Source organism: Mesorhizobium sp. GW821-FHT07A06 (genome assembly GCF_059419085.1).
This window is the reverse complement of sequence record NZ_JBWKRC010000021.1, coordinates 1-20,285: the sequence shown is the minus strand read 5'-3', so window position 1 is coordinate 20,285 and position 20,285 is coordinate 1. Positions and strand designations below refer to the sequence as shown.

Genomic DNA, 20,285 nt, shown 5'->3' with positions numbered 1-20,285 from the left:
AACCTCGATGACGGCTTCGCGGTCTTTTCGCCGACGGCGCGCTCACACCGGCCATGCGATCAATCGATCAATCCGGTTCCGGTGACGGAGAACGGGAGAACGAGCGCATCCCCGATATCGACGAGATCATCGACGCCCAGACGTTTGCGTCCAAGCTGGTCGAGCACGCCACTGAAAGCCTGTCGATGCTCGATCTCGCCCCGGTCGATGCATTGGCGGCATGGATCATCGGGATCCGGCCGCCCTCATGTTGGCCATTGAGGCGCATCGGACCGCGCGCGGCTGGTCACCTCACCGGCAGAGGCGGACATACGGTCCTTACGCACGGCATCGAGCAGCCGCCCCATTCTCCGACAGCGGGCGCAGCACTATGCGGCCGTCCTTGAGCGTAGTGGCGAGAGCTTGATAGGGATGGCGCTTAGCCGGTTCAGCTTACTAGCCCATCAACTGGCGACGTCGCTGAGACGACGACTAACAAGTTTTACTCAGAAACCTGGGTGCCAGCGTCTCTAATTATTCTTTTCAACCTTCGATATCCGGAAGCTAATCATCAACGTCAACAGAACAGTGATTGAAATCATCAGCAAAGCCAGCGCTGCGCCCATCGGCCAGTTGTTCTGTTGGAGTATCTCGTCCGCCAGCACTGGCGCCATCATGCGAAAGCTCGGACCACCCAGCAATACGGGTGTGGCATAGGCGTTTATGGCCAAGATGAAAGATAAGATGCTGGCCGCGATTACGCCTGGCCGCGCCTGTGGCAATGTCACGAGATACCAGGTGCTAAGCTTAGTTGCGCCAAGGCTCAGCGCCGCCTGTTCCGCCGAGCGATCGATCCCGTCCAGAACGCTCTGCATGGTCAGAGCTACGAACGGCAAATTCACCGAAACAAGTCCGATGAAAACCGCGACCGGTGTAAACATTATGTCGACCGGCGTGTCGATGATGCCGACGAATATCGAGAACTCGTTGACCAATCCCTGCTGGCCGAAGGCTATCATCCAGCCTGCGGAGCGCACCGCATTGCCGATGAACAATGGCGTGATGACAAAGAACAGAAGAATGGATTTCCACCTCGCACTTGTCCGCGATAGAAATTGCGCAAGGGGCAGCCCAAGAATGATGCATGCGGCGGTTACAAGCGCCGCCATCAGGATCGTTTCAAGCAGTACCTTACGGTAGTAAGGGTCAGTGAAAGCCATCTGATAATTGGCGATCGTCAGGCTTTCGACCATAAACTGGCCAGGCACGAAGGCGTTCAGGCTGTACCTGAACATGAGCAGGAGAGGGAGAACAAGGAGCACGGCGATCACAATCGCCGCAGGCATGACCAATGATGTGGAATGTAAACGCCGGACCATGATCTCCCTCACTTGTTGAAACGTGGCTCGATCAACCCTTGAACACCCTGTCCCACCAACTCTTGAGCTGGGAGTCGTTGGCGGCGAGATATTCATTATCCTGGAACATGAACGCACTCTGCTGCTCGGGCGTGTAGATGACGCGGCGGGCGAGGTCTGGAGGCAACGTGACTCCATCGACTACCGGGGTGCCGCCTAGATCTTTTGCAAAGCCGATCTGCGCGGATTCCTCTAGTTGAGCATTTAGAAACTCATAGGCCCCGTCCACCTCGCGGGCATTCGACGGGATCGAGAAGCCTGTGAGATAGACCACAGACCCCTCTGAAGGAACCGCGATCTCGATCGGGACGCCGGCATTTTGCCAGAGAACGCCGCGTGAATGCCACATGATGCAAACCCAGCATTCGCCTGTCTGCAATGCCTGCGCCATCGCCTCGTTCGTTGGATAAACGCGGACGCCGCTTTCCTTCAGCTCGAGCAATTTCTCCTTGCCAGGCTCGTAGTCGGTGAGAGAGCCGCCAAATGCGAGCGCGGCGGACTCGATCGTTGTCTGGTACTGGATGTCAATCACGCCTACCCGGCCGGCATATTCCGGTTTCCACAGGTCGGCATAGGATGTTGGCGGGGTGGTTACTTTTTCTGGATTGTAAAGGATGACACGCGTCGTATAATATTGCGGAATAAGATATTCAGACTTGAGATTTTCCGGGATATGGGCGGCCATCGGAATCCGGGAATAGTCGATCTGAGTGATTGCGTCGTTTTTGAACATCTCGAACGATCCCGCTGCCGTCAGCGCGGCTACGTCCATCGAACCTCGCGGCAGGCGCCGCTCCGCTAAGAGTTTCACTTTTCGTGGCGCTTCTGACGCGCCATCATAGACCACATCATAGCCCTTGGGATTCACAAGCGGCGCGGATATGTAGTTCTGCAGGCCCGTCTGGTAATCGCCCCCCCACGTACCGACGACAACAGGTCGCGATTGCGCCCGGACGATCGAAGGCATCGCTATCGTCGCAACGCTGGCCCCTGCCAAAAGTGTCGTAAAGTTTCTGCGCGATATTTTTTCAGTCATCCTACTTACTCCCCTTTTTATTGTGGGTGTCTCGATCAGTCCGAGATAGGTTGAATCGCCGCCGTGCCTATCTCGTAATTTACAGTTTGTCCGGGACGGCACGGTTCTTGGCTGCTATCGCGCGACATATCGTTCTGCTGTCTCACGATCAGTCTCAGGTTTGGTGTTATGCGCAGGGCTATCTCTGAGTGCGCGCCCAGATAAACGACTTCTTCGACTGTTGCCGTTGGGCGTGCCAGGCCGCTGTCTCCAACCGGAGACAAAATAATCGCCTCCGGGCGCAGTACTGCGCGTCGCGTCGATTTCGGGAGGTGTGATCCCGGAAACGCAACATCATCCGTTGTCCAAAACATTCCGTCGCGGATACCTCCTTCCAGAAAGTTGGCAGAACCAATGAACGACGCCACGAACTGGTTGAAGGGACGCTGATAGACGTCCCGGCTGCTGCCGATTTGCTGAACCACGCCGGACTTCATGACAACGAGCCTGTCTGCCACACTCATCGCCTCTTCCTGGTCATGCGTGACCATTACGGTTGTAATGCCCAACTTTCTTTGGAGCTGCCGGATCTGCTCGCGGACTTCAAGCCGCAGTTTCGCGTCGAGGTTAGACAATGGCTCGTCCAAGAGCAGTACCTCAGGCTTGAAGGAGAGTGCGCGAGCGATGGCCACACGTTGCTGTTGTCCGCCGGATAACTCCTTCGGCAAGCGGGATGCGAGGTGGTCGAGTTGCACAAGGCGTAGAGCTTCGACTACCTGCAGATCGATTTCCGACTTGTTCGAGCGACGCCGCCTCAGCGGAAAGGCGACGTTCTCATAGACGCTCATATGCGGGAACAAAGCATAGTTTTGGAAGACAACTCCCAAATTCCGCCGGTATGGCGGCAGCCGGGTGATATCTTTGGGGCCAATCAGGATTTTGCCAGAATCAGCTTCGATAAAGCCGCTGATCATTTTGAGTGTTGTCGTCTTCCCGCAGCCCGATGGCCCCAACAGCACGACAAACTCACCCTCTGCGACATCGAGATCAAGGTTATCTACGGCCGTGAAGGAGCCGTATCGCTTGACCAAGTTTTGGATCTTGAGCGTCGCCATTCATACAACCCGGGTAAGTGGAACAAATTTGTTTGTTATGAGCAACGCGATGGCCACGATGGCTGTCTGAACCACGGATACGGCCGCGATAAGCGGATCGATCTTCCATTCCAAGTATTGGAGTATCGCGATCTGAAGCGTCGTCTGACCTGGGGAGACAAGAAACAGCGAAACTTCGAGGTTGCTGAAACTGACGACGAAGCCGAAGAGCGCCGCAGCGACCAGACCTGGCCAAATGCCCGGTATGGTCACGAGTAGAACAGATTTCACCGGTGAGGCGCCAAGGCTTTGGGCCGCGTGCTCGATCGTGATGTCAAAGCCGCTGAGGTTTGCCGTGATCAGCCTGACACACCAAGGTATGGTCAAGAGAACGTGACCCGCGATCAAACCGCTTCTGTTGCCAACCAATGGCAGATCCGTAGCGATCTCGACGAAGATGAACGCCACGTAAAGCCCAGCACCGATGACGATGGCGGGGACCGTTAACGGAGCCGTCAGAAAATGCATCATCAATTCGCGGCCGAGAAAATTACCACGAACGATGCCAAAGGATGCAGGTATTGAAACAGCTAGACCGATCGCCGTTGCAAGCAATGCCACTACAAAGCTGTTGACGAAGCCGTTTACGAATACCGACTGATCGGCGAGTTGCGCATACCACGACAAAGTGTATGCAGACGGAGGCAGCGCCAGAACCGCATTCTGGAAGAAGCTCAACCAGATGATCAGCAGCAACGGAAGCAATATAACTCCGAAGCCGATGACTACCATAGCGGCAAAAGTTACACTCTGGCCTACGTTCCTAAATCGATCCAGGCGTTCAGAATACATCGTCGTCTACCAGACGTCCCGCAACAGGCGAAGCCAGTTCTGTCCGAGTACCCTTTCTATGCGACTGCTGGCCCACCGGCGCCTTTGCATCGCAGTATAGATATTCGGGAATTCGGAGATTCTCTCCAGACCTTTCGGAAACGTCAGTTCACCGAATGTGGTGAGCCTTCTTCCGTTGCCTTGATCATGCATTACCCATTCCTGGAACGACCAAGGCTGGCCTTGCGAAAAGTCGGTCCCGATCCCGACATGTTCCTCGCCGACGAGATTGATCATGTACTCTAGCGTGTCGACGAAATCGTCTACTGTAGACACATCGCCCCGCTTTGGGAACAAGGGCGGGAAAACGGTTACCCCTACAAAGCCGCCCTTATTGGCGATCTTCTTCAATGTGGCATCACTCTTGTTTCGGGGGTGTGATTTGAGCGACGTGGGGCAGCAATGTGTGTAGGCAACGGGCTTAGAGGAAATATCGCATGCCTGATCGGCCCCGCGCTCGCCTACATGGGAGAGGTCAATCAGGATTCCCAGCCGGTTCAGTTCGCGGACGGCATCACGTCCAAAATCGGTCAAACCGTTATCGGTGCTCTCGTAGCATCCGGTGCCGATCAGATTTTGAGTGTTGTAGGTAAGCTGAATACATTTTACGCCTAAATCATTGTATATCTCCAGAAAATCAAGATTCCCGTCGATCCCAGACGTATTCTGCCAGCTGAGTATTATGCCTACCTTCCCTTCCTTTTTAGGAAGATCAAGCTCGCCAACCGTTTTGACTTGACGAATGATGTCATTGTTTTCACGGAACATCCGCTTCCAGTGCGCTACATTTTTCATCGTGTCAGAAAAATTTTCCCACACACTGCAGGTACAATTCGCCAACGTGAGTCCCGCGCTGTGCATTTCTTGAAAAATTGGTCGATCGAAAAGGCAAATCAACAGCGAGTCGACTACTACCAAATCCTCATACGACTTAGGGGCTTGTACATCGAGCATTGGGAGCCTTTGGAAACACGGATATGTGACACACGATAAAAGATGTGTGACATACAATAATTGGAGTGTCAACCGGATGGGACGAGAGCCTTGATAACTCGACAGAACGGAGGAAACGCAGCTGTGGATGGTGCACTCGACGCAATCTGCAAGGCTGTCCGCGAAGACCGGCAGCCTCAGCCGGTATACGTACGAATAGCCAATGCGCTGTCGTCCCACATCAGTGACGGCAACCTCAAGCACAGGGCTAAGCTTCCATCACACCGAGTTTTGGCGGAAGCGCTTGGAGTAAACGTCACCACAGTGACCAAGGCCGTGCGATTTCTGAAGGATCGAGGAGTCGTCTCTGCCAAGGCAGGCCAAGGCACGATCGTGCGCGGGAAAGAGCTGGACCATATGCCACCCGTATATGAGCGACTGCGCACCCTGCCGCGAAACGACCTGTCGGTCGTAAAGCGTCAGGGCGCAGTGTTTGGTGAGGCGGTTTCGGCGGCGATCGAACGCGTGGTCGGTAACGCCCGAACCATTTCGTCGCTACGCGAGTATCAACCGTCGGCCGGCTCTACCGATGTCAGACACATCGGCTCATTGTGGCTCACCGCTGCTGGCGTGAACGTTGCCTGTGAGCAGATCGCAATTACGGCAGGCGCGCAACACGCACTCTTCGTCGCGCTGGGAGCAACGATGAAACCCGGAGATGTCGTGTTGGTACCCAGTATTGCGTACCAAGGCATCAAGAGCGCTGCACAGATGCTCGGTTTGGGTCTGATAGGCGTCGATGTCGACGATGAAGGCATCATCGTCCAAGAAATCGAACGTCATGCCCACAATCCGCGTGTGAGGTCGATCTACCTCATTCCCACGTTGGACAACCCCAGATCCGTCACGTTGCCTCTGGAGCGCCGCAAAGCGATTGCCGAGATTGCCGATAGATGCGCTTTAAACATCATTGAAGACGACATTTATCGTCCCCTGTCGTTGATTGATTTGCCGAGCATGATTGAGCTTTACCCCGAACGCACGTTTCACGTTTCGTCCGTTGGCAAGGTGCTAGCCCCGGGACTACGGTGCGGTTTTCTCGCTTATCCAGCCGTCTTCAGGGAAAATGTCATGCAAGGCCTGCGCGCGACGGTTTGGATGGTCGACCCGATAACGGTCCGCGTCGTTCAAGACATCATTTCGGGGGACAGTATTCGCGATCTCGTTACCGACCTTCAAGAACTGCTGGTGAAACGCCATAGGGCCGCCATTGAACTTCTCGGAAATTGGATCAGCAAGCACTGCAGGCCAGAAGGCAATTGTTTGTGGGTGAGCCTGCCCCCAGAGATCAAGGCGCATGAGATGACGGAGTATCTGCGTATGGAGGGGGTCGGCGTCGTACCTTCGACTGTATTCACGACCGGATCAGCGCAAACCAATGCCTTGCGATTGTACAAAGGCTCGGCCACGGATGACGCATGTTGGGAAGACGCTCTGGTCCTCATCCAAAGGGCGATAGAGGCGTAACTCGCTCTAGACTAGGTGCATGCGTCGGCAAATTGACGGCTTGCACCGCAGTCACCACCGGCAGAGCGCGAGCGCCCCTAAAACCTGTCCGCGCGCAGCGGATGCAGATCAATCACGGGGGTATGCCCGCCGACGAGATCGCAGACGAGCCGCCCAGTGATGCCCGCAAGCGTGAGCCCTATGTGGCCGTGGCCGAACGCATAAACCACTCTCGGATCTGTGGGTGATTTCGAGATCACGGGAAGCGAATCCGGCATGGAAGGACGGTAGCCGAGCCACGTCCTGCCGGCGTCCCTCAATCCCGGCAGGAGAACGCGACTCATCTTCTCGATGACCGCGGTTCTCGCCGCCCGCGCGGGCTTGCCGAGCCCGCCCAGTTCGACCGTGCCCGCCGATCGCAGCCCCTCGCCCAGCGGAGTCATGTAGAAGCCGTACTCGGGATAGCATGTCGGAGCACTCAGAAGGTCCCCGTCGCGCGGGAAAAGGACGTGATAACCGCGCTCGACATCGAGCCGTATCCTGTCGCCGACGGTACGCGCTAGCTGGCGCGACCATCCGCCTGCCGCGACCACGACTTGATCCGCCTTAACCGAGCGCCCATCCTCGCAGTGTACAGCGATGTTTTGCTCACCCGGATCGATAGCCCGCGCACGGCCCTTCAGGAACTTGCCACCCTTCTTCTGAAACAATGCCGCCAGCGACTGAGCGTATCGCAGCGCATCGTCTATCCGGTATGCGTCGCTGAACAACAGCCCGTTGCTGTAGAGCGGCGCCAAATGCGGCTCGCGCTCCTTGACAGCCTTCCTGTCGAGTATCTCCATGCGCACGCCTTCGCGCCGCCGCAGTTCGATATCGCGATGAGCGCGCTGGAAGCTGGCCGATGACCGGTAAAGATAAAGGCATCCGTGCGACTTCTTCAGATGCGTCGCCTGCGCCTCTTCGAACAGCGGATTGTGCCCCGCCTCCGCCAACCTCATCAACCGGCCGAGGACGCCGACGATACGATCGAATTCCGTTTTGCTGGAAGCGCGCAGGAAGTCGACGAGCCAAGGCAGAAGCCGCGGTAGGTCGTCCCAGAAGATGGACAGCGGGCTGCTACGCTTCAAGAGCATGCCGGGTACGTCGCGCAGAATGCCCGGCGTTCCGACGGGTATGCAGGCGCCAAGTGCTATGGTGCAGGCATTGCCGAAGCTCGCCGCGTTCAAATAGGAAGCTCCGGGCAGCGGCGGCTCCGGATCGATGATCGCGACCGGATGCCCCGCCTTTTGCAGCCAAAGAGCTGCCGAGAGGCCGACGACACCTGCACCTACCACGACGACGTAGGAACGGCCGTCTTTCGGCATCTTCGGAAGCGCCGTGGGCATGGCTGTTTCTTCGGTCGTCGGAAGGAGCACGGGAGGATCGTCCCTCTAATCATATGAGTAGGCGCATTACTCATATAATTAGAGCTTGTGTCAACCGCAAGATTGATGTGTAGGAGGTTGTCCACGCAGCATGTCGGAGTCTCGAAATGCCGGAGCTCGCCCGAAGGCCCTCCCTATTTTCACACACGCTCAATCAGCTTGGCCGGCAGATCGTCAGCGGGCACTACGGCGAGAGCGGAATGATCCCGCCGGAACCCAAACTGTGCGAGCAGCTCGGCGCCAGCCGGGGCGTCTTGCGCGAAGTCCTGCGCGTGCTCAGCCAGAAAGGCCTGATTTCGGCGCAGCCGAAAGTCGGGATCCGCGTCGAGCCCGAACGCAACTGGAATGTCATGGATCTCGACGTTCTCAACTGGCTTTGGGAATTCGGCCCGAGAACGAATTACATCCGAGAATTCGTTGAGTTCCGACTGATCTTCGAACCCGCGGCTGCAAGCGCGGCCGCCAAGAATGCGACCGACGCCGATCGCAAGGAGATACTCGATCTTTACAATATCCTGGCGGAAGAAAGTGACCGCATCTCGGACAGAAGCTCCGACGAACACGCCCAGGACGCGGACCTGCAGTTCCACCTCGCCGTCTTTCGCGCGTCGCGAAACCGCCTGCTCGTCTACACCGGGACGTTGATCGGCCACATCATGCGGCAGCAGATCGCCATGACGACATCCACGCCCGGCGCATTCCGCGATGCCGTCCCGCTCCACCAGCAAATGGCCGAGGCTATTTGCAGGCGCGATCATAGGGAAGCGGAACGGGCAGCACGCGACAATGTCATCTGGACGCAGGATGCGCTCGACAGGCTCAATCGAGAACATCAGACCGCAGTGGCCGGCGAGTAACTACGCGTCGATTTCGATGGCCGTGCCACGGACCAGGGCAAGGTCGACGGCGGCGGAAGCCACGGCCAGGTCCTGAAGTCCCACACCGGTGCCGTCGAACAGCGTTATTTCCTCCGCGCTTTGACGCCCCGGGTGATCGCCGTTGACCACGTCGCCGATCGGCACGATCGCCGCTGCGTCGACCATGCCGAGCCTGAACGCGTGCTGGGTCTCGCCAATGGATGTCGACTGCGCCACTTCGTCGGTGAAGAGCGTCGATGCCGCGACGATTTCGGGAGCTACTTCCTGCTTTCCTTTCGTATCGGTGCCCATGCACGCCAGGTGGGTGCCGGGGCGGATCAGCCCTTCCGTGATGACCGGGCTGAACGAAGAGGTGATGGTGATGACGACGTCGGCCTCGCCGCACAGTTGCTCGAGGCTCACGGATTGGAACGGCAGGCCTTTCTCCTGCGCCACGCTTGCAAGACGCTCCAGCTTTTCAGGCGTCTTGTTCCAGGCCACGACTTTCTCGAACGGCAGTTGTTCGAGCGCGGCCCTGAGCTGAAACGTAGACTGGTGTCCGGCGCCCACGATGCCGAGCACTTTGGAGTCCGCTCGAGCCAAGTGCTTGATCGAGACAGCCGAAGCGGCAGCCGTCCGCAGCGCCGTCAGGAGATTGCCGCCGACAATGGCGCGGCAGCGGCCGGTATCGGCGTCGAACAGGAAGATCGTGGACTGGTGGTTGGTCAACCCCTTCTGCGTATTGTTCGGCCAATACCCACCCGACTTAAGCCCCAGCGCGAGGCTCGCGCGGTCGAAGCCCGACTTGAAGCCGTAGAGCGCATCGGCATGGCCGATGGTCTCGCGTATTACCGGGAAGTTGCGGGCCGACTGCTTTGCCATGGAAGCGAACGTCTGCTCGACCGCCACAAAACAATCGGCGGCCGATACAAGTCCGGCAATGTCGCGTTCGGGGATGATGATCATGATATCTCTGCCGGTGAAGGTACCGGGGCCTGGCCCGGTACATATTTAGTATGCCTTGCCGCGGGCCGAGACCGGCCAGAGCGTCTCGACCTTTCCGTTGCGGACGCCGACATACCAGTCGTGAACGTTGCAGGTCGGGTCGCAGTGGCCGGGAACCAGGCGCAGCTTCTCGTTGATTTTCAGGACCCCGGTCGTGTCCTCGATGACACCGTGCTCGTCACTGCACTTGATGTACTTCACATCGTCGCGGCCATAGACGAAAGGCAGCCCGCTATCGACCGATTGTGCCTTGAGGCCGGCATCGCAGATCGCCTTGTCGGCCTTGGCGTGGCTCATCACAGATGTCAGGATGAAGAGCGCGTTCTCCCACTCGCCTTGGTCGATGCGCTTGCCTTGCTTGTCGAGGATACGCCCGTAGTCGGCATCCATGAAGGCGTAGGAGCCGCATTGCAGCTCGTTGTAAACTCCTGACTCCGTCTCGAAATAGTAGGAGCCGGTTCCGCCGCCCGAGACCAGCTCGGGCTCGAGGCCCGCTGCTTTCAGGCCGGCGACGGCATCCTTGACCTGCGCGACGGCAGCGTCGAGCTTGGCCTTGCGATCCTCATAGCCGTCGATGTGCTGCATGGCGCCCTGATAGGCCTGGATGCCGCTGAACTTCAGGTTCGGCGCGGCAGCGATCGCCTTGGCGATCGTTACTACCTCATCGGTCGTCTTCACGCCGCAGCGGCCGGCGCCACAGTCGATCTCGACAAAGCATTCAAGCACCGTGCCGTGGGCCTGCGCCGCAGCCGACAGTTCGGCGACGTTGGCAAGGTCGTCGACGCAGACGATGACGCGCGCGCCGAGTTTTGGCATGCGGGCAAGCCGATCGATCTTCGCGGCGTCGCGCACCTGGTTCGAGACGAGGATGTCCTTGATGCCGGCACGGGCGAAGACCTCCGCTTCGGAGACCTTCTGGCAGCAGACGCCGATGGCGCCGCCCAGTTCCATCTGCAGCTTCAGCACGTCGACCGACTTGTGCATCTTGCCGTGGGCGCGGTGGCGCATGCCGTGCGCCTGGGCGTAATCGCCCATCTTCCTGACGTTGCGCTCCAGCGCGTCGAGATCGAGGATCAGGCAAGGCGTCTGGATCTCGGCTTCGTCCATGCCGGGCAGTGCCGGGACGTCGAAGCCAACCTCGTAGCTGGCGAAATTCGTCGGTGCGTTCATTATTACTTTCCTCAGTTCCACGGCAGTTTGTCGAGATCAACGTTGCCGCCGGTGACGATGACGCCGACGCGCTTGCCGGCGAAGGTTTTCGGGTTCTTCAGGATGGTTGCTAGCGGCACTGCGCTGGACGGCTCCATGACGATCTTCAGGCGTTTCCAGATCAGCTTCATGGCCTCGACGATCTCCTCTTCGGAGACCGTCAGGATGTCGGTCACATGCTTCTGGACGAAGTGCCAGGTCAGCTCCTTCAGCGGCACTTTGAGCCCGTCGGCGACCGTGTTCGGTGCGTCGTCGGCGATGATGTGCCCGGCCTTGAAGCTGCGGTAGGCATCGTCGGCCTGTTCCGGCTCGGCCGCATAGACCTTTATGTGCGGCGCCAGACCAGAGAGCGTCAGGCAGGTTCCCGACACCATGCCGCCGCCGCCGATCGGAGCGATCACGGCATCAAGGCCATCGACCTGTTCGATCAGTTCAGCCGAGCAGGTGGCCTGGCCGGTTATGACGCGGTGGTCATTGTAAGGGTGGACGAATTCGGCGCCGGTCTCAGCCACCACCTCAGCGAAAACAGCCTCGCGGCTGGAGGTCGACGGCTCGCATTCCACCACGCGACCACCATATCCCATCACGGCGTCCTTCTTGGCCTGCGGCGCGGTGCGCGGCATCACGACCGTGCAGGGGATGCCGCGCTGCTTGGCAGCATAGGACAGGCAGGTGCCGTGGTTGCCGCTGGAATGTGTCGCGACGCCCCTCGCCGCCTGTTCGTCCGACAGGCCGAACACGGCATTGCTGGCCCCGCGGGTCTTGAAGGCGCCGGCCTTCTGAAAATTCTCGCATTTGAAGAACAGTTCCGCGCCGGATAGCTCGTCCAGCATGCGCGAGGTCAGCACCGGGGTGACGTGGATATGTGGGGTGATGCGGGCGCGCGCGGCGCGTATATCTACTAGCGTGGGAATATACATGGACACTTCCTTCATCATGCGGCCTTCTGCCGGGTATTGGCTGCCCCAAGACGATAGTACTCCTGAGCCGCAGCGACACCGGAACCAAGCCTGATCGGCAAGCCGACGTCGGCCATGGCCATCTCGGCGGTGGCGAGACCGGACAGCGCCATCACTTCGGTCAGGCTGCCGAGATGGCCGATGCGGAACACTTTGCCCGCCAGTTCCCCGAGGCCGGTACCGAACGAAACGCCGTAGACGTTCAGCGCGTGCGCGATGATCCTGTTTGCATCGAAATTGTCCGGAACCCGGATGGCGCTGACGGTGTCGGAGTAAAGCTCCGGCCGCATCGCACAGAGGTGCAGCCCCCAAGTATCGACCGCGCGGCGGACACCTTCCGCTATACGACGATGCCGGGCAAAGACGTTTTCGAGCCCCTCATCGAGCAGCATCTCGGTCGCGGTCTTCAAGCCGTTCAGCAAGCCGACCGGGGGCGTGTATGGAAACCCTCCGGCGGAATAGTTGCTGATCATGTCGCGCACGTCGAAGAAGGTGCGCGGCAGTCTGGCGTCGGCAACCGACTCCATCGCCTTCGGCGAAAGGCCGACAATCGCCAACCCCGGCGGAAGCATGAACCCCTTTTGCGAGCCTGTGACGGCAATGTCGACGCCCCATTCGTCCATGCGAAAATCCATCGACCCGATCGAGCTGACGCCATCGACTAACAGCATGGCAGGATGCCCGGCGGCATCGAGCGCGCCGCGCACGGCGGCGATGTCGGAGCGGACGCCGGTTGCCGTCTCGTTGTGCGTTGCGAGAACGGCCCTGATTTCATGTGATTTGTCGGCAGCGAGGATTTCCGCGAGGCGATCGGCTGATATGCCGTCTCCCCATCGCTGGGCGACCACCACGACGTCGAGTCCGTACCGCTGACACATGTCGATCCAGCGGTGGCTAAATACTCCGTTGCGTGTCGCCAGCACCTTGTCGCCGGGCGACAGCGTGTTGGTGATCGCCGCTTCCCATCCACCCGTTCCGGTCGACGGGAAGACGATGATTTCCGCAAGTCCTGTCTTCAGGACCTTCTTCACCCCGTCCAGAGCGGGATGCAGGATCTTGGTGAACAGCGGGCTGCGATGGTCGACCGTCGGCATGTCGACGGCCTTTCGCAAAACTTCCGGGATATTGGTCGGGCCGGGAATGAAAATAGGATTCTGGCTGGTCACGACGTCTGATCCTTGCTCGATGAAATCTCTATCACGGAGCGAAATCTAGATAAATTTTTTTGAAATGTTTTTTCGCTTTGCATGATATCTCAGGAAATACCATTTCAATCAGTGATTTAAATTTTTTCATTTTGAGACATGCGATTTCCGAGATAAGAATCTGCATAATGGAAAGGTGCGATGACAGAGCGGGTGGGCAGAAGGCGCGGACGTCCAAAGGGAACAAAATCGCCCTCCCCGGCCATGGGCATCCAGTCACTGGATCGCGGCATCGACGTGCTTGAGGCGCTGGCCGCCCATGACGGCATCACCCTGACCGAACTGTCAGTGCATCTCGGCCAATCATCGGCCACAATGTACCGTGTACTGGCGACGCTCGAGCAACGCCGTTACGTCGAGACAAGCCCGGAGCGCCAAGAATGGTTCGTGGGACCAGAGGCGTTCAGGCTCGGCTCGGCCTTCGTGCGCCGCACCAACATTGTCGAGCGCAGCCGATCCGTGATGCGCGAGCTGATGTCCAGCACAGGCGAGACATCCAATCTTGGTATCGAACGCGAAGGCCATGTGCTGTTCGTCAGCCAAGTCGAATCGCACGAGACGATCCGCGCCTATTTTCCGCCCGGCGCCCGGTCTCCGCTGCACGCGTCGGGCATCGGCAAGGCCCTGCTGAGCGCTTTTGACGAGGAGAGGCTCGAAGCTTTCATCAAGGCGACGAGTTTCCCGCGATTCACCGACAAGACGATTGCGACGGCAGGCAGTCTGCGCAAGGAAGTGCAGGCTACCCGCCAGCGGGGCTACTCGTTCGATGACGAAGAAAGGACGATCGGAATGCGCTGCGTCGCGGCATGCATCTTGAACGGCCACTCCGAGGCTGTCGCCGGTATTTCGATCTCCGGCCCAACCCCGAGGATGCCGGATGCACGCATCCGCGAGATGGGCCTGCTCGTCACAGAGGCTGCCCGCGAGATATCAAGGCGCCTCGGCGCAAGTTAACCCGTCACAGCACGCTCACGATCGGAAATGCATAAAAAAACAAGTATTTCCAGGGGCACTGCTGCTCACCGGAAGTGCTTGGGTCGACCCCGGCTTGCGCCGGGGCCAACGATCAGATGCTCTCTGCGAACAGCTTCTTCGCGGCATCCAGGGTGAGCTCGACAGGATTGCCGCCTGCGGTCGGATCGACGATCGCCATCGCCGCCATCTCGTCGATGCGGTCGGTGCCGACGCCGAGCGGCGCAAGCTTGTCCGGAACGCCGAGATCCGAGCGCAATCCGAGTACGAAATCGTAAAAACCGTCGAAGCCGCCGGCGATGCCGAGATAGGCCGCTGCATGCGCGAGCTTCTCCTCCACCGCCGGACGGTTGAAGCGCAGAACGGGCGGCATCACGACCGCGTTGGTCATGCCGTGATGCGTGCTGTAGATCGCGCCGACCGGGTGCGACAGCGAGTGGATCGCGCCGAGTCCTTTCTGGAAGGCCACCGCGCCCATACCCGCCGCCGACATCATATGCGAGCGCGCCTCGATGTCGGACCCGTCCTTGACCGCCTTCTGCAGGTTTTCCTTCACCAGCCGCATGCCTTCCAGCGCGATGCCCTGGCTCATCGGGTGGTAGAACGGCGAGCTGTACGCCTCGAGGCAGTGAGCGAAGGCGTCCATGCCGGTGCCGACCGTGATGACCTTCGGCATGCCGACCGTCAACTCGGGATCGCAGATGGTCACCGCCGGCAGGAATTTCGGATGGAAGATCACCTTTTTCGTGTGGGTGTCCGAGTTGGTTATGACCGAGGCGCGGCCGACTTCCGAGCCGGTGCCGGCCGTGGTCGGCACAGCGACGATCGGCGCGATGCCTTCGACCGAGGCGCGCGTCCACCAGTCGCCGACATCCTCGAAGTCCCAGACTGGCCGCGTCTGACCGGCCATGAATGCGACCGCCTTGCCGAGGTCGAGGCCCGAGCCACCGCCGAAGGCCACGACGCCGTCATGGCCGCCGTCCTTGAACGCCTTCACGCCGGCTTCGAGGTTCTTCTCGTTCGGGTTCGGATCGACATCGGCGAAGATCGCGCGGCCGAGCCCGGCTGCGTCGAGGATATCTAGCGCATTCTGCGTGATCGGCAGCGGCGCGAGGCCGCGATCCGTCACCAGCAGCGGCCGCTTCATGCCGACTGCCTTGCAGTGGTCGGCAAGTTCCCTGATCCGCCCGGCGCCGAACTTGACGGCGGTCGGATAGCTCCAGTTTGCGGTGATGCTCATGCTGTGACCTTCTTGAGGTGATAGGATTTCGGACGCGTCAGGTTCTGGAAGCCGATGAAGGACAGGCCGCCGCCGCGCCCGGTGTTCTTGACGCCGGTCCAGCACAGCGCGGGATCGAGATAGTCGGCGCGGTTCATGTAGACGGTGCCGGTCTCGATGTCGGCGCCGATGCGCGATGCGTGCTCGGGGTCCTTGGTCCACAGTGATGCGGTGAGACCGAATTCGCTGTCGTTCATCAGCGCCAGCGCCTCGTCGTCGCCAGAGACCTTCATGATGCCGACGACCGGGCCGAAGGATTCGTCGCGCATCACCCGCATCGTGTGATCGACATTGGTGAGGATCTGCGGCGCGAGGTACGCTCCGCCGTCATCCTGCGGAAAGTTCGCCGCATCGACGACGGGGACCGCGCCGGCGGCGATCGCCTCGCCGACCTGGGTACGCACCTCGGCGGCAAAACGCTTGTTCGCCATCGGCCCAAGCGTCGTCTCGGGATCGAGCGGATTGCCGAGCTTGAGGTTCGATACCCATGCGGCTGATTTCTCCACAAAGGCATCGTAGAGCGAGTCATGCACATAGACGCGCTCGATGCCGCAGCAGCACTGCCCGGAATTGAACATCGCGCCGTCCATCAGCGTGTCAACCGCAGCATTGAGGTCGGCGTCCTCCATCACATAGCCGGGATCCTTGCCGCCGAGTTCGAGCCCGAGCCCGACGAAGGTGCCGGCAGCGGCCCGCTCGATCGAGCGCCCGCCCTCGACCGAGCCGGTAAAGTTGATGAAGTCGAACTGCCGGGCCTTGATCAGGTCCGACGTCGTCTGGTGGTCGAGGAAGAGGTTCTGGAAGACGTCCTCGGGCACGCCGGCCTCGACGAAGGCACGCACCATACGCTCGCCGACCAGCAGGCTCTGAGTCGCATGCTTGATGACGACGGTGTTGCCCGCCATCAGCGCCGGGGCGACCGTGTTGATCGCCGTCATGTAGGGATAGTTCCACGGCGCGATGACCAGCACGACGCCGTGCGGCTCGCGCAGGATCTGGCGCGTGAAGCTTGCGTTGTCCTCCACGACCAGCGGCGCCAGCGCCTCGCCGGCGATCGACGCGACATAGTTGGAGCGCTCATTGAAGCCCCTGAACTCGCCGCCATACCGTACCGGCCGCCCGATCATGTGGGCGAGTTCGGGCACCACCTCGTCGACCATCTCGTTCAGCCGCGCGACGCCGGCCATGACGAGCTTCACGCGCTTGTCGAGCGGCTGCCCGGCCCAGTCTCTACGCGCGGCGCGCGCCTTGGCGATGGCAGCGCTCGCCTCCTCAAACGATTGCGTCGGGCGCTCGGCATAGACCGAACCGTCGATGGGCGAGATGCATTTCAGAATTGTCACGGTCCTACCCTTAAACCTCAGCAGCCTTCGAAGCCGCGGGCGATTTCCCAGTCGGCGATGAGCTTGTCCGCGACTTCCTGCTCCCAGCGGGCAGCGCGGACATAGTGGTCGATTACCTCATCGCCGAAGGCCGCGCGCAGCAGGCTGGACTCGTCGAGCGCCACAGTCGCGTCGCGGAGCGTCCGCGGAATCTCCTGCACCTGCGTACCGCTATAGGCGTCGCCGACGAAGGGCGCTTCCAGCGGCAACTCACGCTCGATGCCGTCGATGCCGGCGGCGATCAGCGCGGCCATCGCCAAATAAGGGTTGAGGTCGGAGCCGCCGACCCGGCATTCGATGCGGATACCCTTGGTGCCTTCGCCGCAGAGACGATATCCAGCCGTGCGGTTGTCCTTGCTCCAGATTGCCTTGGTCGGAGCGAAGGTGCCCGCGACGAAGCGCTTGTACGAATTGATGTAGGGCGCGAGGAAGACGGTGATCTCCGACGCGTGGGCGAGCAGGCCGGCGACGTAGTGGCGCATCAGCGGCGACATGCCGTATTCGGCGCCCTCGTCGAGGAATTTTGGGGTCTTACCGTCGGCGCTCCACAGCGACTGGTGGATGTGCGACGAGCTGCCAGCCGCCTTGGCGTTCCATTTCGCCAGGAAGGTGATCGACTTGCCGCGCGACCAGGCGATCTCCTTGCAGGCGTTCTTGATGATGACATGGCGGTCGGCCATGGTCAGCGCGTCGGCGTAGCGCACGTTGACCTCGCCCTGCCCTGCCGAAGCCTCGCCCTTTGTGTTCTCGACCGGGATGCCGGCGCCCTGCAGGCCGTTGCGGATGGCGCGCATCACATCTTCTTCCTTGGTGGTCTGGAAGATGTGATAGTCCTCGTTGTAGCCGCCCACCGTGCGCAGGTCGCGATAGCCCTGCTCCTGCACCTCCTCATAACTCTGGTCGAACAGGAAGAATTCCAGTTCGGTGGCCATGAACGCCTTCAGGCCCATCGACTCAAGCTTGGCGACCTGCTTCTTCAGCACGGCGCGCGGCGAATGCGCGACCTCCTCGTGCGTGTGATAGTCGAGCACGTCGCACAGAACCATGGCCGTCGCCTCCAGCCAGGGCACGCGGCGCAGCGTCGACAGGTCCGGCTTCATCACATAGTCGCCGTAGCCCGCTTGCCAGCTCGTCGCCTTGTAGCCGGGCACAGTCTCCATCTCGAAATCGGTCGCCAGCAGATAGTTGCAGCTGTGCGTCTCCTCGTATGCGCCGTTGACAAAGAACTCCGCGTGGAAGCGCTTGCCCATTAACCTGCCCTGCATGTCGACCTGGCAGACGATTACGGTGTCGATCCGTCCCGCGAGGACATCGGCCTTTAGCTCGTCAAACGAATATCCGGACATTTCTCTTCCTTGCTAGGGTGCTCGATCACGCGGGATCGCTATGACTCAGGCGATTTCTTCGGAGCCCAGGGATTCGACGATGGCCCGCAGCAGATGCTGCTCGACCCGCTTCCTCGACGTCCCGCCGGCGAGCAGGTCTTTGCGCATCTCGACCATGACGTTCTGCAAGCCGTTGCGCACGCCGTGTTCGATCAGCGTGTGGGTCACACCGTCCTCGGGACCGTAGGGATCGTTGCGCCGCACAACGAAGCCCGAGCCGCGATCGAGCGAGGAGATCATTCTGTCGGCGAAACGTGTGTCGCTGTCGTGCAGAATGCCGATCTCGGTGTCGCGCCGCACGCCCTTGAATACCGGCGTGAAGCTGTGGAGCGTAACGAGCACGGTTGGCTTACCGGCGGCCTTCCGGTGCGCGATCTCCTGCGCGACCGCTGCTTGGAAGGGACGGTAGATGCTGTCGACGCGCGCTTGCTTCTCCTCGGCATTCGCGGCGACATTGCCGGGTATCTCGAAGATTTCGCTCCGCTTCGGGATGGCGCTGTCGGCATCCGGCGGGCGGTTGCAGTCATAGGCAAGCCGCGAGAAGCGCTGATGGATCAGGCAGGCGTCGAGCTCGTCCGACAGGAATAGCGACACGTCGAGCGCTCCCGGGTCCCAGGCGATGTGGCTGGATCGCAGCTCTTCCGACAGGCCGAGATCGCCGAGGCTGTGCGGGATCAGCTTCGAGGCGTGCTCGCAAATCAGGAGAACGGGCGAGCGGCCCTCCGGACGCTCCACGGCAACCGGGTTTCCCTCATCTGCGGCAAGGATCGTGTTCAACAGTTCCACCGAGTCCTTCTCATCTTGAAAATAATCGTTCAGAAATTTTAGACTGTCAAACAAGTTCTGAAAAATTTTCTTCACTCATTGATTTGCCGTGCGTGGCGCGAGACGCGGTCGGTGCTAAGGTGGCGGGGAGATGCGGGAGGACGATGCGCTTGAGCACCAACACGACAGTCCAAGACATCATACGGTCCAACTTTGGCCGCCTGACCCGGTCGGAGCGGCAGCTAGCGAATGCGCTCACCTCGCACTATCCGATGTCGGCATTGGGATCGATCACGACCATCGCGGAACAGGCCGCCGTATCCACCCCGACCGTCGTACGCATGGTGCGCAAACTCGGCTTCAAGGGTTTTCCGGACTTCCAGACGCACATCCACGAAGAACTCGAAATAACCCTGTCCAACCCGATCGCCAAGCACGATCGTTGGGCCAACGACGCGCCGGACACTCATATCTTAAACCGCTTCGCCGACGCGACGATCGCCAACCTCCGCGAAACGCTGTCGGGGATCAGAACGAGCGATTTCGACCGCGCGCGGGATCTACTGAAAGATCTGCGCAACCACGTGTACATCGTGGGTGGCCGCATCACCAAATCTCTGGCCGAGTACCTCTTTACCCACTGCCAGGTAATCCGTCCGAACGTCACGCTGATCGCCCCCACACCCAGCACTTGGCCGCACTATGCCCTGAACATGAAGTCGGGAGACGTGCTGGTAATCTTCGACATCCGGCGCTACGAACGCGAGATCGAAACGCTCAGCCGAATAGCCGCCGAGCGTGGCGTACATACGCTCCTGTTCACTGATCAGTGGAAATCTCAAGTCGCCAAGGCGGCGACGGTCGTATTTCGCGTGGAAACCGAGGTCCCATCGGCATGGGATTCTTCAGTCGTGACGATGTTCGTCGTGGAGGGGCTCCGTGGGCATTTCTACATTAATACACGCTAAGGGAATTTGAAGTTGTTTGGATTGAAGCGGTTAGCCCGG

General features: G+C 59.9%; 19 protein-coding genes and 1 pseudogene. 6 read left to right on the top strand and 14 right to left on the bottom strand.

What is annotated here, in order from left to right:
- Positions 1–53 precede the first annotated feature (53 nt).
- Complete coding sequence (locus AC07SZ_RS35000; protein ID WP_494917807.1) at positions 54–386, top strand: hypothetical protein; 333 nt, start codon at positions 54–56, stop codon at positions 384–386.
- Positions 283–513, top strand: coding sequence for a DUF6118 family protein (locus AC07SZ_RS34995; RefSeq protein WP_459912388.1), 231 nt, complete (start codon positions 283–285; stop codon positions 511–513). The genes AC07SZ_RS35000 and AC07SZ_RS34995 overlap by 104 nt, the downstream gene beginning before the upstream one ends.
- On the opposite strand, the gene AC07SZ_RS34990 is transcribed toward AC07SZ_RS34995, so the two are convergent.
- From AC07SZ_RS34990 to AC07SZ_RS34970, 5 genes are all read right to left on the bottom strand, one after another.
- The gene (locus AC07SZ_RS34990; RefSeq protein WP_459912364.1) at positions 510–1,358 is read right to left on the bottom strand and encodes an ABC transporter permease; all 849 of its coding nucleotides are present in this window, start codon (positions 1,356–1,358) and stop codon (positions 510–512) included. The genes AC07SZ_RS34995 and AC07SZ_RS34990 overlap by 4 nt on opposite strands.
- A gap of 31 nt (positions 1,359–1,389) precedes the next feature.
- Entirely contained in the window at positions 1,390–2,433 is a 1,044-nt protein-coding gene (locus AC07SZ_RS34985) for an ABC transporter substrate-binding protein (RefSeq protein ID WP_459912362.1), read from the bottom strand.
- A 35-nt stretch (positions 2,434–2,468) separates the two neighbouring features.
- Entirely contained in the window at positions 2,469–3,527 is a 1,059-nt protein-coding gene (locus tag AC07SZ_RS34980) for an ABC transporter ATP-binding protein (protein WP_459912361.1), read from the bottom strand.
- The gene (locus AC07SZ_RS34975) at positions 3,528–4,262 is read right to left on the bottom strand and encodes an ABC transporter permease (RefSeq protein ID WP_494917806.1); all 735 of its coding nucleotides are present in this window, start codon (positions 4,260–4,262) and stop codon (positions 3,528–3,530) included.
- Between the two features lie 102 nt (positions 4,263–4,364).
- Positions 4,365–5,351 (bottom strand): dipeptidase, encoded by a 987-nt coding sequence (locus AC07SZ_RS34970; RefSeq protein ID WP_459912357.1) that lies wholly within the window; start codon positions 5,349–5,351, stop codon positions 4,365–4,367.
- A 123-nt stretch (positions 5,352–5,474) separates the two neighbouring features.
- Here AC07SZ_RS34970 and AC07SZ_RS34965 point away from each other — a divergent pair, with 123 nt between their 5' ends.
- Positions 5,475–6,857 (top strand): aminotransferase-like domain-containing protein, encoded by a 1,383-nt coding sequence (locus AC07SZ_RS34965; RefSeq protein WP_459912356.1) that lies wholly within the window; start codon positions 5,475–5,477, stop codon positions 6,855–6,857.
- 77 nt (positions 6,858–6,934) lie between these two features.
- Here AC07SZ_RS34965 and AC07SZ_RS34960 read toward each other — a convergent pair whose 3' ends face one another.
- A complete protein-coding gene (locus tag AC07SZ_RS34960; RefSeq protein WP_459912354.1) occupies positions 6,935–8,221 on the bottom strand; it encodes an NAD(P)/FAD-dependent oxidoreductase in 1,287 nt (428 codons plus the stop codon).
- A gap of 146 nt (positions 8,222–8,367) precedes the next feature.
- On the opposite strand from AC07SZ_RS34960, the gene AC07SZ_RS34955 reads away from it, so the two are divergent.
- Positions 8,368–9,117 carry a FadR/GntR family transcriptional regulator gene (locus AC07SZ_RS34955; RefSeq protein ID WP_459912352.1) on the top strand — a complete coding sequence of 250 codons (750 nt, stop codon included), beginning with the start codon at positions 8,368–8,370 and terminating at the stop codon, positions 9,115–9,117.
- Here AC07SZ_RS34955 and bhcD read toward each other — a convergent pair whose 3' ends face one another.
- The 4 genes from bhcD to bhcA are packed head-to-tail and all read right to left on the bottom strand — an operon-like array spanning position 9,118 to position 13,456.
- Complete coding sequence (gene bhcD / locus AC07SZ_RS34950; RefSeq protein WP_494917805.1) at positions 9,118–10,083, bottom strand: iminosuccinate reductase BhcD; 966 nt, start codon at positions 10,081–10,083, stop codon at positions 9,118–9,120.
- Between the two features lie 45 nt (positions 10,084–10,128).
- Complete coding sequence (gene bhcC / locus AC07SZ_RS34945) at positions 10,129–11,292, bottom strand: 3-hydroxy-D-aspartate aldolase BhcC (protein WP_459912348.1); 1,164 nt, start codon at positions 11,290–11,292, stop codon at positions 10,129–10,131.
- Between the two features lie 11 nt (positions 11,293–11,303).
- Complete coding sequence (bhcB, locus tag AC07SZ_RS34940) at positions 11,304–12,251, bottom strand: beta-hydroxyaspartate dehydratase BhcB (protein WP_459912346.1); 948 nt, start codon at positions 12,249–12,251, stop codon at positions 11,304–11,306.
- Between the two features lie 14 nt (positions 12,252–12,265).
- On the bottom strand, positions 12,266–13,456 hold the full coding sequence (gene bhcA / locus AC07SZ_RS34935; RefSeq protein ID WP_459912345.1) for an L-aspartate--glyoxylate aminotransferase BhcA: 1,191 nt from the start codon (positions 13,454–13,456) through the stop codon (positions 12,266–12,268).
- 180 nt (positions 13,457–13,636) lie between these two features.
- Between bhcA and bhcR the strand changes: the two genes are divergently transcribed.
- Complete coding sequence (gene bhcR, locus AC07SZ_RS34930) at positions 13,637–14,449, top strand: HTH-type transcriptional regulator BhcR (RefSeq protein ID WP_459912343.1); 813 nt, start codon at positions 13,637–13,639, stop codon at positions 14,447–14,449.
- A 112-nt stretch (positions 14,450–14,561) separates the two neighbouring features.
- Here bhcR and AC07SZ_RS34925 read toward each other — a convergent pair whose 3' ends face one another.
- Genes AC07SZ_RS34925 through AC07SZ_RS34910 form a run of 4 tightly spaced genes read right to left on the bottom strand, consistent with a single transcriptional unit; the run spans position 14,562 to position 19,290 of the window.
- On the bottom strand, positions 14,562–15,707 hold the full coding sequence (locus AC07SZ_RS34925; RefSeq protein WP_459912342.1) for an iron-containing alcohol dehydrogenase: 1,146 nt from the start codon (positions 15,705–15,707) through the stop codon (positions 14,562–14,564).
- Positions 15,704–17,089: an aldehyde dehydrogenase family protein gene (locus tag AC07SZ_RS34920; RefSeq protein WP_494917804.1), complete on the bottom strand. Its 1,386-nt coding sequence runs from the start codon at positions 17,087–17,089 to the stop codon at positions 15,704–15,706. The genes AC07SZ_RS34925 and AC07SZ_RS34920 overlap by 4 nt, the downstream gene beginning before the upstream one ends.
- Positions 17,090–17,106: 17 nt before the next feature.
- Complete coding sequence (locus AC07SZ_RS34915) at positions 17,107–18,474, bottom strand: glutamine synthetase family protein (protein WP_459912340.1); 1,368 nt, start codon at positions 18,472–18,474, stop codon at positions 17,107–17,109.
- A 45-nt stretch (positions 18,475–18,519) separates the two neighbouring features.
- Positions 18,520–19,290: an N-formylglutamate amidohydrolase gene (locus AC07SZ_RS34910; protein WP_459912387.1), complete on the bottom strand. Its 771-nt coding sequence runs from the start codon at positions 19,288–19,290 to the stop codon at positions 18,520–18,522.
- Positions 19,291–19,442: 152 nt separating this feature from the next.
- Here AC07SZ_RS34910 and AC07SZ_RS34905 point away from each other — a divergent pair.
- Positions 19,443–20,216, top strand: a pseudogene (locus AC07SZ_RS34905) (MurR/RpiR family transcriptional regulator); the annotation flags it as partial.
- Between the last annotated feature and the right edge of the window lie 69 nt (positions 20,217–20,285).

Excerpts from the sequence above, each read along its gene's own strand:
- AC07SZ_RS34985 (WP_459912362.1), bottom strand. The coding sequence starts at position 2,433 with ATGACTGAAAAAATATCGCGCAGAAACTTTACGACACTTTTGGCAGGG.
- bhcC (WP_459912348.1), bottom strand. The coding sequence starts at position 11,292 with ATGAACGCACCGACGAATTTCGCCAGCTACGAGGTTGGCTTCGACGTC.
- AC07SZ_RS34925 (WP_459912342.1), bottom strand. The coding sequence starts at position 15,707 with ATGAGCATCACCGCAAACTGGAGCTATCCGACCGCCGTCAAGTTCGGC.
- AC07SZ_RS34960 (WP_459912354.1), bottom strand. The coding sequence starts at position 8,221 with ATGCCCACGGCGCTTCCGAAGATGCCGAAAGACGGCCGTTCCTACGTC.
- bhcB (WP_459912346.1), bottom strand. The coding sequence starts at position 12,251 with ATGTATATTCCCACGCTAGTAGATATACGCGCCGCGCGCGCCCGCATC.
- AC07SZ_RS34970 (WP_459912357.1), bottom strand. The coding sequence starts at position 5,351 with ATGCTCGATGTACAAGCCCCTAAGTCGTATGAGGATTTGGTAGTAGTC.
- AC07SZ_RS34955 (WP_459912352.1), top strand. The coding sequence starts at position 8,368 with ATGCCGGAGCTCGCCCGAAGGCCCTCCCTATTTTCACACACGCTCAAT.
- AC07SZ_RS34990 (WP_459912364.1), bottom strand. The coding sequence starts at position 1,358 with ATGGTCCGGCGTTTACATTCCACATCATTGGTCATGCCTGCGGCGATT.
- bhcD (WP_494917805.1), bottom strand. The coding sequence starts at position 10,083 with ATGATCATCATCCCCGAACGCGACATTGCCGGACTTGTATCGGCCGCC.
- AC07SZ_RS34915 (WP_459912340.1), bottom strand. The coding sequence starts at position 18,474 with ATGTCCGGATATTCGTTTGACGAGCTAAAGGCCGATGTCCTCGCGGGA.
- bhcR (WP_459912343.1), top strand. The coding sequence starts at position 13,637 with ATGACAGAGCGGGTGGGCAGAAGGCGCGGACGTCCAAAGGGAACAAAA.
- AC07SZ_RS35000 (WP_494917807.1), top strand. The coding sequence starts at position 54 with ATGCGATCAATCGATCAATCCGGTTCCGGTGACGGAGAACGGGAGAAC.
- AC07SZ_RS34980 (WP_459912361.1), bottom strand. The coding sequence starts at position 3,527 with ATGGCGACGCTCAAGATCCAAAACTTGGTCAAGCGATACGGCTCCTTC.